Source organism: Sporocytophaga myxococcoides (assembly GCF_000775915.1).
In the GTDB taxonomy this organism is placed as follows: Bacteria; Bacteroidota; Bacteroidia; order Cytophagales; family Cytophagaceae; genus Sporocytophaga; species Sporocytophaga myxococcoides_A.
This window is the reverse complement of sequence record NZ_BBLT01000013.1, coordinates 56,181-69,135: the sequence shown is the minus strand read 5'-3', so window position 1 is coordinate 69,135 and position 12,955 is coordinate 56,181. Positions and strand designations below refer to the sequence as shown.

Annotated in this window: 13 protein-coding genes; 5 read left to right on the top strand and 8 right to left on the bottom strand. The window is 35.4% G+C overall.

The features are described from left to right. The first annotated feature begins 111 nt into the window (after positions 1-111). Together MYP_RS22785 and MYP_RS22780 are read left to right on the top strand one after the other, a co-directional pair. Positions 112-351 carry a hypothetical protein gene (locus MYP_RS22785; protein ID WP_045468958.1) on the top strand — a complete coding sequence of 80 codons (240 nt, stop codon included), beginning with the start codon at positions 112-114 and terminating at the stop codon, positions 349-351. An 87-nt stretch (positions 352-438) separates the two neighbouring features. Continuing rightward, positions 439-1,233, top strand: coding sequence for a thymidylate synthase (locus MYP_RS22780; protein ID WP_045468955.1), 795 nt, complete (start codon positions 439-441; stop codon positions 1,231-1,233). 79 nt (positions 1,234-1,312) lie between these two features. Here the strand turns inward: MYP_RS22780 and MYP_RS22775 are convergent, their stop codons facing one another. After that, positions 1,313-2,149, bottom strand: a complete 837-nt coding sequence (locus MYP_RS22775) for an aminotransferase class IV (protein ID WP_052430449.1) — start codon at positions 2,147-2,149, stop codon at positions 1,313-1,315. Positions 2,150-2,218: 69 nt separating this feature from the next. On the opposite strand from MYP_RS22775, the gene MYP_RS22770 reads away from it, so the two are divergent. Then, positions 2,219-3,220: an NAD(P)H-dependent glycerol-3-phosphate dehydrogenase gene (locus MYP_RS22770; protein WP_045468952.1), complete on the top strand. Its 1,002-nt coding sequence runs from the start codon at positions 2,219-2,221 to the stop codon at positions 3,218-3,220. Here MYP_RS22770 and MYP_RS22765 read toward each other — a convergent pair. Genes MYP_RS22765 through accC form a run of 4 tightly spaced genes read right to left on the bottom strand, consistent with a single transcriptional unit; the run spans position 3,213 to position 7,729 of the window. After that, positions 3,213-3,785: a Maf family nucleotide pyrophosphatase gene (locus MYP_RS22765; RefSeq protein ID WP_045468950.1), complete on the bottom strand. Its 573-nt coding sequence runs from the start codon at positions 3,783-3,785 to the stop codon at positions 3,213-3,215. The two genes, MYP_RS22770 and MYP_RS22765, sit on opposite strands and share 8 nt — an antisense overlap. A gap of 16 nt (positions 3,786-3,801) precedes the next feature. Further along, positions 3,802-4,968, bottom strand: coding sequence for a tetratricopeptide repeat protein (locus MYP_RS22760; protein ID WP_197060166.1), 1,167 nt, complete (start codon positions 4,966-4,968; stop codon positions 3,802-3,804). Positions 4,969-5,005: 37 nt separating this feature from the next. After that, positions 5,006-6,226: a DUF1015 family protein gene (locus MYP_RS22755; protein ID WP_045468948.1), complete on the bottom strand. Its 1,221-nt coding sequence runs from the start codon at positions 6,224-6,226 to the stop codon at positions 5,006-5,008. A gap of 6 nt (positions 6,227-6,232) precedes the next feature. Beyond that, positions 6,233-7,729: an acetyl-CoA carboxylase biotin carboxylase subunit gene (gene accC, locus MYP_RS22750; protein ID WP_045468946.1), complete on the bottom strand. Its 1,497-nt coding sequence runs from the start codon at positions 7,727-7,729 to the stop codon at positions 6,233-6,235. Between the two features lie 194 nt (positions 7,730-7,923). Between accC and MYP_RS22745 the strand changes: the two genes are divergently transcribed. Both MYP_RS22745 and MYP_RS22740 read left to right on the top strand, forming a co-directional pair. Beyond that, positions 7,924-9,168: an aminotransferase class I/II-fold pyridoxal phosphate-dependent enzyme gene (locus MYP_RS22745; RefSeq protein WP_045468944.1), complete on the top strand. Its 1,245-nt coding sequence runs from the start codon at positions 7,924-7,926 to the stop codon at positions 9,166-9,168. 120 nt (positions 9,169-9,288) lie between these two features. After that, positions 9,289-9,471, top strand: coding sequence for a hypothetical protein (locus tag MYP_RS22740; protein WP_045468942.1), 183 nt, complete (start codon positions 9,289-9,291; stop codon positions 9,469-9,471). Between the two features lie 36 nt (positions 9,472-9,507). Here MYP_RS22740 and dapA read toward each other — a convergent pair whose 3' ends face one another. From dapA to ligA, 3 genes are read right to left on the bottom strand one after another with little or no spacing between them, the layout of a single operon-like run. Continuing rightward, positions 9,508-10,383 carry a 4-hydroxy-tetrahydrodipicolinate synthase gene (gene dapA / locus MYP_RS22735; protein WP_045468940.1) on the bottom strand — a complete coding sequence of 292 codons (876 nt, stop codon included), beginning with the start codon at positions 10,381-10,383 and terminating at the stop codon, positions 9,508-9,510. 3 nt (positions 10,384-10,386) lie between these two features. Beyond that, complete coding sequence (locus MYP_RS22730) at positions 10,387-10,905, bottom strand: DUF6913 domain-containing protein (protein WP_045468938.1); 519 nt, start codon at positions 10,903-10,905, stop codon at positions 10,387-10,389. Between the two features lie 6 nt (positions 10,906-10,911). Beyond that, positions 10,912-12,918 (bottom strand): NAD-dependent DNA ligase LigA, encoded by a 2,007-nt coding sequence (gene ligA / locus MYP_RS22725; RefSeq protein WP_045468936.1) that lies wholly within the window; start codon positions 12,916-12,918, stop codon positions 10,912-10,914. Positions 12,919-12,955 lie beyond the last annotated feature (37 nt).

Genomic DNA, 12,955 nt, shown 5'->3' with positions numbered 1-12,955 from the left:
TATAAAGCAAGTGATATTCAAAATCCTTAAAATTTGGAATTGAATTAATATTTTTTTATATTTAATTAATATCTCTAGTTTAAAACTTTAAATAATTGAAATTTTAATCTTATGAAAAAAGTAATTTTCAGTGTAATCTTCTCAGTTCTTGTTGCTTTCGGTACTTCATTCGCAGCAGTTGTGTCAGATTCAAATATCTCTGTTGTAGTAAAGGATAAAGACAAGGATAAAAAGAAAAAGAAGAAAGAATGCGCTACTAAATCAAACTGTTCAACTTCTAAAAAGTCATGCTGTGCTTCTAAAGGAGCAGAAAACAGTGCAGCCCCTGCTGAACAGAAAGCAGCCGAGTAGTTTTGAAAATAAAAGATATTTAAGTTTAAAAATGGTCCCCAAAGGACCATTTTTTTTTGTAATTTCGGGTAGCGATAAATTTAAGTTATGAAGCAGTATCATGAATTGATGACGCACATTCTTGAAAAAGGTGTGAAAAAGGAAGACAGAACAGGAACAGGAACAATAAGTGTGTTTGGATATCAGATGAGATTTGATTTATCTGAAGGGTTTCCTGTTGTGACGACTAAAAAGCTTCATTTAAAATCGATTATTCATGAGTTACTTTGGTTTCTGAAAGGAGATACCAATATTAGATACCTGAAAGAAAATGGAGTAAGTATCTGGGATGAATGGGCAGACGAAAAAGGGAATCTTGGTCCTGTATACGGATACCAGTGGCGAAGCTGGCCAACTCCTGAAGGAGACCACATTGACCAGATTTCTAAAGTAATTGAACAAATCAAAAAAACACCGGATTCAAGAAGGCTTATCGTAAGTGCCTGGAATGTGGCAGATGTAGATAAAATGAAGTTGCCTCCTTGCCATGCATTTTTCCAGTTTTATGTAGCTGAAGGCAAGCTTTCATGTCAATTGTATCAGCGTAGTGCCGATGTTTTTCTAGGTGTGCCTTTTAATATTGCTTCTTATGCATTACTGACTATGATGGTTGCTCAGGTTTGTGGTTTGAAACCAGGAGATTTTGTACATACTTTAGGTGATGCACATTTGTATTCAAATCATCTTGAGCAGACAAGACTTCAGCTTTCAAGGGAACAGAGACCTCTTCCTCAAATGAAAATAAACCCGGATGTAAAATCAATTTTTGATTTTAAATATGAAGATTTTACTCTGGAGAACTATAATCCACATCCGGCAATTAAGGCAGATGTGGCGGTTTAAGATTGGTAGAGACGCTATGCTGGCGTCTCCTTTTCCATCAGGCATCAAATAGTTTTTACTGCAATAGGGATTTTTTATCTTAAGAGTTATTCAGTATGTCTTTGGGATAATCATTTTTGAGCAGTTCAAACAAAGCATGATTTTCTTTATAATGCTTTCCTTCAATACAAGCCAATTGACTTATTCCAGCAGTGTTCGTGCTGAATACAAAATCAGCATGTAGGAGTTCTTCTTTAAAGAATTGGCCCTCCACAACTTTTATATGATGCTGTTTTGCATAAGACAAAATCTGTTTTCTTATAATCCCTTCAATACAACCAGTTTCAAGGGATGGGGTGCATAGGGTGTCACCTTTCAGCCAGAATATGTTAGAGGATGTACATTCAGATACAAATCCATCCGTGTTAAACAAAATCATTTCGTCTGCCTCCAGTTCCTTTCTTTTAATACTTGCAAGAATGTAAGGAAGCGCGTTACATGTTTTGTATCTGGAAATAGAAGAATAGGTCAAGGGTACTTCTTCAAAGAAAAAGCAAGATCTTTTTAATGAAGGAGCCGTAGTGAATTCTGTAGCATTAATTAAATACTGAACAGAATTATCAGCAGGTGTAAACAGTCCTCCAGGTGAGCGCCATAATTGTATTCGGACCCTGGCTGTTAATAGTGAGTTCTGTTCTGCAAGTTTAATAATGGAAGCTTTTAGGTCATCCTTAGATATTTTTGAACAATCCAGGGATAAAGCTCTGGCACCGTTAATCATCCGATTGTAATGGTCTTCCCAGAATAACAAAATATTATTCTGTAGCTTAATTGTTTCAAAAATTCCATCACCATACAAAAAAGCTCTATTGGTGGTGGATAAGAGCTGGTTGCCTTCAACTGGGTAATATTCTCCGTTTAGAATGAGTTGGCTCATGGTAAGATTTTAATCAGTCAATAAAAATTATTTTGCTAATTTAGCAGGAATTTAAATTTAAAAAACTACATGGAAAAGCAGTTATCGGTTGCTGTAATAGGAGGGGGAAGCTGGGCGACAGCACTTGTGAAGATTCTGTCAGAGCAAAATATACTGATTCATTGGTGGGTAAGAAAGGAAGAGGATGTAGAACATATTCTCACATATGAATCAAATCCAAGATATGCAAGTGATATTCATATTAATCTTACAAAAGTAAAGCCTATTTCAGATCTTAAAAGAGCAGTTGAATTATCTTCTGTCTTAATCCTCGCCGTTCCATCAGCTTTTGTAAAAGAAATACTTTTATCGTTGGATAAAGAAAGCTATCAGAATAAAATAATTGTATCAGGAATAAAGGGAATGATCCCTCATGAGAATAAGCTTATCACTGATTTTCTTTCTTTTGAGTTTGGAGTTAAATCAGAACATCTTTGCATCATTGCTGGTCCATGTCATTCCGAAGAAGTTGCTATGGAAAAGAAATCTTACCTTACTATTGGGGCTTCAGATCTGGAAACAGGAAAAAAAGTTGCGGGATTATTATCATGTCGATTTGTAAAAACATCTGTTTCTCTTGATTTATATGGAATAGAGTATGCTGCAATTATGAAAAATATAATAGCAATTGCATGTGGCATCACCCATGGCTTAAATTATGGGGATAATTTTCAGGCTGTCCTGGTTTCAAATGCACTGCAGGAAATCTCCAGATTTGTAAATGCTTTACATCCTTCCGACCATAGAGTAGTTTGTTCTTCTGCATTTTTAGGAGATTTGCTGGTAACTTCCTATTCTCAGTTTAGCAGGAATCGTACCTTTGGAAATATGATAGGAAGAGGTTATTCCGTTAAATCAGCTCAGATAGAAATGAATATGATTGCTGAAGGATATTACGCCGTGAAGGGAATCAACGAGATTAACAAAGAGTTATCTATTGATATGCCTATTATAAAAGCTGTTTATAATATTCTTTATGAAAAAATGTCTCCAGCAACTGAAATAAAAATAATGGAAAGTAAACTCACTTAAAAAATTCTTTAAGACATTCATAAACTCTGTGAATCGGAAGGCCCATAACATTGAAATAAGAGCCTTCGATTCCCGTAATTCCAACAAGCCCTATCCATTCCTGAATACCATAGCTCCCGGCTTTGTCAAAGGGTTTATAAGTTTCTACATAATGTTCAATTTCAGCATCTGAAAGATCTCTGAAATAGACTTTGGTAGTATCAGAAAAAGATATTTTCTTGTCTTTATGTAATAGACAGACGCCGGTAATTACTTCGTGATATTTTCCTGACAACTCTTTAAGCATCCTTCTTGCGTCGAGAGAGTCAACTGGCTTTTCAAGTATCTTTCCTTCAACTAAAACTGTTGTATCAGCTGCTATTATGAGATTGCTTTGAGATTCTTCACAAAAAGATTCTGCTTTTTTTTCAGCGAGAAATTCAGAGATATTCCTTTTGGGTAGATCAGAGGGGTAATCTTCCGGAATATTTTTACTTTTTACCAAAAAAATAATCCCTGCTTCCTTTAGTATCTGTTGCCTTCTGGGCGAGTTGGAAGCAAGGATTATATTTAAATTCTTATTCAAATCTTACTGATATTTACTATTTGATCAAGTTAGGTGTGTTTCTACCACAAACGCTTTTAATCATTTCTGAAGCTCTTATATCTCCAAATTGTTCTGCTTGTTTCAGGTCAAGGCAGGCCTCGGAGTTTTTATTCAATTGAGCATAAGCAACCCCTCTGAAGTAATAAGCTTCTCTATCTTTTGGATTTAACTCTATTGCTTTTGTTAAATCGACTATAGCTTCTTTGCTTTTGTCAATTTCAGTCAGATAAGCACCTCTGTTGAAATATGCATCTTTATGGTTAGGGAACAGTTCTACCGCTTTATTAAATTTCTCCATTGCGGCTTTTGTATTTCCGCTTGTTGCAAATACTTCTGCCCATTGATAGTATGCTTCTTCAAATTTAGGGTCAATTTCTGTTGCTTTTTGATAATCTTTATCCGCACCATCGAAGTCCATCAATTGAAGTTTAGAATAACCTCTGTTGTAATAAGAAAATTTATCATTTGGGTCTAGTTCAATTACTTTTGTATAATCTTCGATGGCACCTTTAAAATCATCAATATGGTTTTTGGCAAAACCTCTGTAAAAGTATGCATAGTTGTATTTAGGATACAATTCTATCACTCTTGTAAAGTCAGCGATTGCTTCTTTAAATCTGCCATATTCATTGCGAGCAAGACCTCTTTTGTAAAGAGCTTCAAAATTATTTGGCTGAGCAAGTTCTATCAGGGTTGTGTAATCTTTTATAGATCCGGCATAGTCGCTCAGAAGATATCTTATATTAGCTCTGTGAGCCAAAGCTTCAGGATCCTTAGGAGAGTGAACCAAGGCTTTTGAAAAATCGTCTATTGCTCCTTTCTGGTCTCCAACCTGCTCTTTGGCAATGCCTCTTTTTATGAATGCTTTATAATGGTTATGGTTAAGTTCAAGTACATGGTTGAAGTCTTCTATTGCTGACTCATTATCTCCAATCTCTGTCCTGCATATTCCCCTGTTGAAATATGCTTCTACATTTTTAGGGTCTTTTGCCAATACTTTATCAAACTCTTCAATTGCACCCAGGAAATCACCTTTTTTGTATTTTACATTTCCTTTTTCGAAGAAAGAGGTGTCAGCCACAATTTCAGCAGAGGCGTTTCCTAAGATGGAAACCCATGCCATCAGTAATAGCAATGATTTGAGAATAATATAGTTTTTCATATGACCTGATTGTATCGTAAAGATTTGTAAGTGTTTTTCAATTTTGATCAGTAAGGTCATAAAAGACCAAACCTGCAAGCATTTTAGGGTAAAAGAATGTCGATTTCTCAGGTAATATTGAGTTATCTAGAACTGTTCTCCCAAGAGTTTTCATGCTTATTCCTTTTAATATTAATCCAAAATCAGCCTCACCGGACCGCACTTTTCTCGTTAATTTAGTAAAGTTATAAGAAAATTTTAGATTAAACCAGTTTTTGGCCTGTTCTTTTTTAAAATCTTCTAAGTATTTTAATACTAAATAGTCAATTAATGCCATTTTTTGTCCGGCCTCATTATAAGCTTTATTATTAATAAAATGTTTAACTTTTTCATTAATCGGTTTAAGAATAAATGATTGAGACTTCATGATTAATCCCCACTCACCTCCGTCTTCCTGTACGGTGAATGCCTCTACGTTTTCCGAAGAAATAGGTTGCACCTGAAAAAATTTCTTCAAGATATGAAGTAATTTTTCTTCCTTAAATTCACTTAATTTTACTAACCTGTGGAACGGTAATATTCGCGGAGGTTCATTCTCTATCAAACTGATATATGCAGGAATAAGGGTATTTTTGCTATATTTTCTATTAAATAGAATCATAGTCTGATACCTGTGATGCCCGTCTGCCAGAAATAGTGGATTGCTTTTAAACAGTTTGTAAATATCCTTATAGGTTCTTTCTTCAAATTTTTCAAGTTTATGAATGGTACCTAAACTATCAGTAAACATTGAAATTAACTCAGTTGGGTTTTCCAGGTAGTTTCGAAGCCTTTGCTCAGGATCAGAGTAAAGCAAATGAATAGGAGAAGAATTAACTTGGTAATTTTCAAGGAATTGTATTCCCTGTTCAACTACTTCTGAATTAATCCCTTCATGGGGTAATACACTTTCTGGTCCCCAGTCATCAACTTTTAACCCAGCCATAATACCAACACGCTTAAAGAGCTTTCCACTTACCGGATGTTTGTATTCCTGCGTGTACTTATAGATTGCAGCTCCTTCTTTTTTCAATACCCCCTTTTTCTTCCATTCCTCAAAAGAAGAATCTTTTCCTTCTGAGGTTTTGGGATAGGTGAGTAAAATACTATGGAATGGTATTTTATATAGAGATTCCAAATCATTGCTGAACTCTTCTTTAGGCATTAATGGAAAAGAAAGTTTAGGGAGTGACTGTAAATCACTATACATATATACTTCCAAAGGAAAAACCTGGGCCATAAAAAATTAACTGTATCTTCTTTTCCAGATTGAGTTTCCGGAAGCGTTGTGAATTTCCCCTGCGTACGGATTATTATTTTTCTCAGTAAAAAAATTTCCTGCAAATGCCATTGCAATTTCTTCTGTTTCTTTATCCAAATTGACTTTTAAATTTTCCGGAGAAAAATATTTTTTTACAAAATGGGTATCAAATCTTCCTGAAATAAACTCTTCATGATCCATCACATAGGAACCAAAAGGCAGAGTAGTCATGATTCCTGAAATTTTGTATTCGGATATTGCCCTTTTCATTCTTTGAATGGCTTCGGTCCTTGTACTTCCATAAGTAATCAGTTTTGCAATCATAGGATCATAGAACACAGGTATATCCATAGATTCTTCGAATCCATCATCAACCCTTATTCCCGGTCCCTGCGGTCTTTTGTATGTTACGAGCTTTCCTATATCCGGAAGAAAGTTATTTGCAGGGTCTTCAGCATAAACCCTTAATTCAATAGCATGACCCCTTATAGAAATATCTTCTTGTTTGAATGATAAAGTATTACCCTCGGCAATATTAATTTGTTCCTTTACCAGGTCAATTCCTGTTATCATTTCAGTTACAGGATGTTCAACCTGGAGTCTGGTATTCATTTCAAGAAAATAAAAGTTAAGCTTTTCATCTACAATGAATTCAACAGTTCCTGCTCCATAATAATTACAGGATTTAGCCACATTAACTGCAGCTTCTCCTATTGCCATCCTTTTTTCATGGTTTAAAACAGGTGAGGGGGCTTCTTCAACTACTTTCTGATAACGTCTCTGAATAGAGCATTCCCTTTCAAAGAGATGAATTACATTGCCATGCTGATCTCCAAGAATTTGTACTTCAATATGTTTAGGAGATGCAATGTATTTTTCGATAAAAACAGACCCATCTCCGAATGCAGATTTAGCTTCGCTTGAAGCCCTTTCCAGCTGCTCAGCAAATTCTTCTGGCTTTTCCACAATACGCATTCCTTTTCCTCCACCTCCGGCACTTGCTTTAATAAGGACTGGATAACCGATTTCAGAAGTTACTCTGAGAGCTTCATTAATATCGGTTACCGGTTTGTTTGTTCCTGGTACCATAGGAATATTATAGGCAGATGCGGCATCTTTGGCTGCTAATTTACTACCCATTATTTTTATGGAATTGGCAGATGGTCCTATAAATATCAAACCTGATTCTTCTACCTGACGCGCAAAGTTTTCATTTTCACTTAGAAAGCCATATCCCGGGTGTATTGCATCAGCATGGAGCTTAAGGGCTGTCTCGATTATTTTCGAACTATTTAAATAAGAAGAGGAAGAAGGGGCAGGACCAATGCAAACTGCTTCATCAGCATATTGAACATGAGGGGATTGTCGATCAGCCTCACTAAAAACAGCGACAGTTTTTATCCCCATTTCTTTTAGTGATCTCATGATTCTTAAAGCAATTTCACCTCTGTTAGCAATCAATACCTTTTTAATTTTTTGCATATTTCTGGTACTTAGTAGGTGTCAATAATAAATAATTAAATCCATTAATTTTATTCTTTTTTTAAGAATATAGGAGGTATTTTATCGAAAACCATATTTAGGATCTGATTTTAATGCTTACATTTGTACGATTTTTGGATCTGGAATATGATCAGAATAAGGTTTTGATTTGACTATAATAAAAATTTACTACCTTGGATTTATTTGATAAATTAACAAATGACAAAGGGCCGTTAGGAAAACACTCTTCGGTCGCACATGGATATTTTGCATTCCCAAAACTAGAAGGCGAAATTGGCCCCAGAATGAAGTTCAGAGGAAAAGAAGTTTTGAACTGGAGCTTAAATAATTACATTGGTCTTGCAAATCACCCTGAAGTTCGTAAAGCAGATGCTGAAGGAGCTGCAAAATATGGTTTGGCTTTTCCAATGGGCGCAAGGATGATGTCTGGAAATTCAAACCTAATTGAAGAGTTTGAAGCTCAGATCTCTGATTTTGTAAAAAAGGAAGATACTATGCTTCTTAACTTCGGATATCAAGGAATGGTGTCCGTTATAGATGCCGTACTTTCCCGTCATGATGTAGTAATTTATGATAGTGAATCTCATGCTTGTATAGTTGATGGTGTAAGACTGCACCAGGGAAAAAGATTTGTATTTCCTCACAACGATATTGAGAATCTTAAAAAACAACTTGAAAGAGCAACAAAAATAGTTCAGGAAACTAAGGGGGGAATACTTGTGATTACTGAAGGTGTTTTCGGTATGGCAGGTGACCTTGGTAAATTAAGGGAAATAGTAGAGCTGAAAAAACAATATCAATTCAGGCTATTTGTTGACGATGCACACGGCTTCGGTACAATGGGACCTACTGGTGCAGGATCAGGTGAGCATCTTGGAGTGCAGGATGGTATTGATATTTACTTCTCAACTTTTGCTAAATCAATGGCAAGCATCGGTGCATTTGTTTCCAGCACTGAACAAGTAATAGGTTTTTTAAGATATAACACCAGATCTCAGATTTTTGCTAAAACATTGCCAATGGCTTTGGTAGTGGGAGGAATGAAAAGATTAGAGTTATTGAGATCTCAACCTCAGCTTAGAGAAAACCTTTGGAATGTTGTTCGTAATCTACAGCAAGGTTTGAAAGATGCGGGATTTGATATTGGTAAAACAGAATCTCCTGTAACTCCTGTTTATCTGAAAGGTGATGAGAGTGAAGCCGCTCAGCTGATAATAGATTTAAGAGAAAACTATAGCATTTTCTGTTCTATTGTTATTTATCCGGTGGTGCCGAAAGGGGTTCTTGAACTTAGAATAATCCCTACTGCAATGCATACTCTTGATGATGTTAAGCAGACTATCAAGGCTTTCCAGGAAGTTTCTTATAAACTTCAGAATAAGCTTTATACACAATCGCTTTCAAACATTTCAATTTAATAATAGCATATTGAAAGTAAGGTTTTCTACTGGTAAAGAAAGAAAATCTTACTTTTCTTTTGAGTAGTATTTTTTAATTTCTTAATTTAGAACGTTTTAATAACCTAAATTTTTATAATAATGAACAGATTCGAACAACTGAAAAATCTTGTAATGTCGCTGGAAGGTGATTTTGCAAAATTTTATGAAAAAGAAAATGCAGCAGCAGGAACCCGTGTAAGGAAAGGTATGCAGGATCTTAAAAATTTAGCTCAGGAGATTAGAGTTGAAGTTCAGGATAAAAAGAATAACGAAGAACAATAACAACAAAAAAGAGGCTAAAATTAGCCTCTTTTTTGTTTAGTTAACTTCGTTAATTGCTTGTAAGATCCGTTCTCTAAGATTTTGAGAAGCTTTCACTAATGGTAGTCTTACATTACTTTTACAAATGCCCTTACATTCAAGTACTTCTTTAATTCCGACCGGATTTCCTTCTTCATACATTAAAGGATTAATTTTCCCAAGCTTAGAAATTACAGCCTCTGCTTCAGCATGTTTTCCTTCAGAAGTATACTGAATTGATCTTTTGAAATGTGCCGGATACGCATTTGCAAGTACTGAAATAACACCAACACCTCCAAGAGCTCCAAAACTTGCTGTCGTCATATCATCTCCGCTGATTAGCAGGAAGCCTTTAAGACTTTTATTAGCTATTTCTTCAGCTTGTTTCAAATCGCTGTTGGCTTCTTTGATACCAATTACATTTTTAACATTGGAAAGTCTGATGGTGGTTTCCGCAGTCATGTTGATTCCCGTTCTGCCTGGAACATTGTACAAAATTACCGGCACTGGAGACGCTTCTGCTATTTTCTTATAATGCTGGTATATTCCTTCCTGAGAAGGTTTATTGTAGTAGGGACAAACTGAAAGAATGGCACTGATGCCCTCAAAGTTCGTATTCTTAATACGCTCAAGGACCTCTTTTGTATTATTACCACCGATACCGAAGACAACTGGAAGCTTACCTTTGTTTTCTTTGAGTACAAAATCTAAGATTTGTTTTTTTTCTTCCTGACTAGTAGTAGGTGATTCACCTGTGGTTCCATTTACAACTAAATAGTCTACTCCATTCTGACTTACGTGATCCAGTAGTTTTTTTAATCCGTTAAAATCTATACTATCGTCATCACTAAACGGCGTTACAAGTGCTACTCCGGTCCCCGAAAAAATACTCATTTTTTAACTCCTGAATTTTTTTGTACAAATTTCCATTAATCCGATCAACGCTTCAATGCCTTCTCCTTTTTTTAATTCGGCCATTACTTCCAGAATATTTTTATTGTTTTCTGAAAAGATTCCGAGCCGACATTTCGCTTTGCTCGCTGATAAAATATTTTCGAAAGGCAAAAATGGTGAAATATTAATAGAATATAAATAGTCGAATTCGGTTTTTATAAAATTATTTATTTTTTCGTCCCGATAAGTACCATTCCATTTTATATCGCTAAAAGAAATTCTGGTAAAGGGGAAATCAAAAGCGCAATTATTAGTCATTGAATTACATATTATTACTACTTTTTTCCCTTCTTTAATCAGACTTTTCACAAATTGAGAGATCATTTCATTGCCTTTGGGGTTTTCATTGCTGATAAGAATACCTACTGTTGACGATTCTTCATAACTCAGGCTTTTCCTTTTGGCTTTATTATTTTTTCTGTAGTAATAAGTTCTAAGTCTTAAAAAAAGCTTTTTAATCATCTTTTACTATTTTAACATGTCTGTAAATTCATCTTCGGAGATCATATGAATACCAAGTTTTTGCGCTTTCTCAAGCTTGGAAGGTCCCATATTTTCTCCTGCAATCAAAAAATTTAATTTGGCTGAAATACTTGAAACAACCTTGCCTCCATTTTTCTCTACTTTTTCCTTAATGCTGTCCCTACTGAAATTTTGGAAGACCCCCGAAATAACAAATGTCTTTCCTTCAAAAATATTGCTTTCAAATTCAATTACTTTCTTTTGTGCTTCCATCTGAAGCCCGGCTTTTTTTAGTCTTTCAATAAAAACTCTGTGCTCTTCCTGGGCAAAATACTCAACTACTCCTTGTGCAATTTTTTCTCCTATTTCCGGAACTTCTCTCAATTCTTCAAAAGAGGCTTTTGCAAGTGCATCAATATTATTAAAGTGATCTGCAAGTTTTTCAGCAACTGTATTTCCTACATACCTGATCCCGATGCCAAATAAGACATTTTTGAAAGGAACAGTTTTGGATGTTTCTAGGCCTTTTAAAATATTATTAGCTGACTTTTCTCCAAATCTTTCAAGATTGCAAAGTTTTTCAAATGTCAGATCATATAAGTCTGAGGGATCTTTAACCAATCCCTTAGCAAAAAGCTGATCCACTGTCTCTGATCCAATTCCTTCTATATTCAGAGCTTTTCTTTGGATAAAATGTTCAAGTTTACCTTTGATCTGTGGAGGGCATCCTTTCTCATTTGGGCAGTAATGCACCGCTTCTCCCTCTTTTCGGATAAGTGGGGTACCACATTCGGGGCAATTGCTGATGTACTCAATAGGAATACTATTTTCAGGCCTTAAACCCAGGTTTACTCCTGTAATCTTAGGGATTATTTCTCCCCCTTTTTCTACAAATACGGTATCACCAATGCGTAAATCGAGCCTTTTTATTTCATTGGCATTGTGCACTGAAGCTCTCTTTACTTTTGTTCCGGCCAATTGCACAGGTAACAGATTGGCAACAGGAGTAACGGCTCCTGTTCTTCCTACCTGATATTCTATTGATTCAAGTATAGTGCTTGCTGTATCAGCTTTATATTTATATGCTATTGCCCAACGAGGACTTTTGGCTGTATAGCCAAGAATTTCCTGTTGTTTATAATCATTAACTTTTATTACAATACCATCTGTACCAAGCGGAAGTTTAAATCTTTCCCTTTCCCATTTGTTGATATAGCTCATTACCTCTTGAATGTCTTTACAACTTGAATAAGAATCTGATACATTAAAACCCCACTCCTTAATTTTTATTAAAGCTTCATGATGAGATTTTATATCCAGATTCTCTCCCAATAAACCATATACGAAACAGTCCAGTTTTCTTTGAGCTACAACTGTAGAATCTTGCATTTTTATCGTACCAGAGGCCGCATTCCTTGGATTTGCAAGCAGAGGTTCTCCGATGTCTTCCCGCTCTTTATTGATTTTGTTAAAGGAATCCAGAGGAAGAAAGACCTCTCCTCTCACTTCAAAAAGGGGAGGTATATTGTTGCTTTTTATCTTTAAGGGAATGCTTCTGATTGTTTTTACATTGGCAGTAACGTCATCTCCTCGAACTCCGTCTCCTCTGGTAGTGGCCTGTTTGAGAATTCCATTTTCATAAGTTATACTCATTGCCACTCCATCAAATTTAAGCTCGGCTATGTATTCGAAATTTGTACCGATTGCCTTTTTAACCCGATTGTCAAATTCTATAAGCTCTTCCTCAGAGTAGGTGTTGCTTAAGGAAAGCATAGGGTAAACATGATAAACAGTTTTGAATTCTTTGGTAATAGTACCACCAACCCTTTGGCTGGGAGAATCTTCTTTTTTAAATTTGGGATGTAAATCCTCAAGTTTAATTAACTCTTCTAGTAATTTGTCAAATTCAAAATCAGATATTGCAGAGGTGCTTTGCTGATAATATAAATCATTATAGTAATTGATCTTTTCTGTAAGCTCTTCTATCCGTAGTTTGGCTTCTTCTCTGGTCATCTATTATTAAATGAATTGTTTTTAACTTTTTCTAAGT

Coding starts and splice junctions, on each gene's coding strand:
- ligA (WP_045468936.1), bottom strand. CDS start 12,918: ATGACCAGAGAAGAAGCCAAACTACGGATAGAAGAGCTTACAGAAAAG.
- MYP_RS22780 (WP_045468955.1), top strand. CDS start 439: ATGAAGCAGTATCATGAATTGATGACGCACATTCTTGAAAAAGGTGTG.
- accC (WP_045468946.1), bottom strand. CDS start 7,729: ATGCAAAAAATTAAAAAGGTATTGATTGCTAACAGAGGTGAAATTGCT.
- MYP_RS22760 (WP_197060166.1), bottom strand. CDS start 4,968: ATGAAAAACTATATTATTCTCAAATCATTGCTATTACTGATGGCATGG.
- MYP_RS22785 (WP_045468958.1), top strand. CDS start 112: ATGAAAAAAGTAATTTTCAGTGTAATCTTCTCAGTTCTTGTTGCTTTC.
- MYP_RS22730 (WP_045468938.1), bottom strand. CDS start 10,905: ATGATTAAAAAGCTTTTTTTAAGACTTAGAACTTATTACTACAGAAAA.
- dapA (WP_045468940.1), bottom strand. CDS start 10,383: ATGAGTATTTTTTCGGGGACCGGAGTAGCACTTGTAACGCCGTTTAGT.
- MYP_RS22740 (WP_045468942.1), top strand. CDS start 9,289: ATGAACAGATTCGAACAACTGAAAAATCTTGTAATGTCGCTGGAAGGT.
- MYP_RS22775 (WP_052430449.1), bottom strand. CDS start 2,149: ATGAGCCAACTCATTCTAAACGGAGAATATTACCCAGTTGAAGGCAAC.
- MYP_RS22755 (WP_045468948.1), bottom strand. CDS start 6,226: ATGGCCCAGGTTTTTCCTTTGGAAGTATATATGTATAGTGATTTACAG.
- MYP_RS22770 (WP_045468952.1), top strand. CDS start 2,219: ATGGAAAAGCAGTTATCGGTTGCTGTAATAGGAGGGGGAAGCTGGGCG.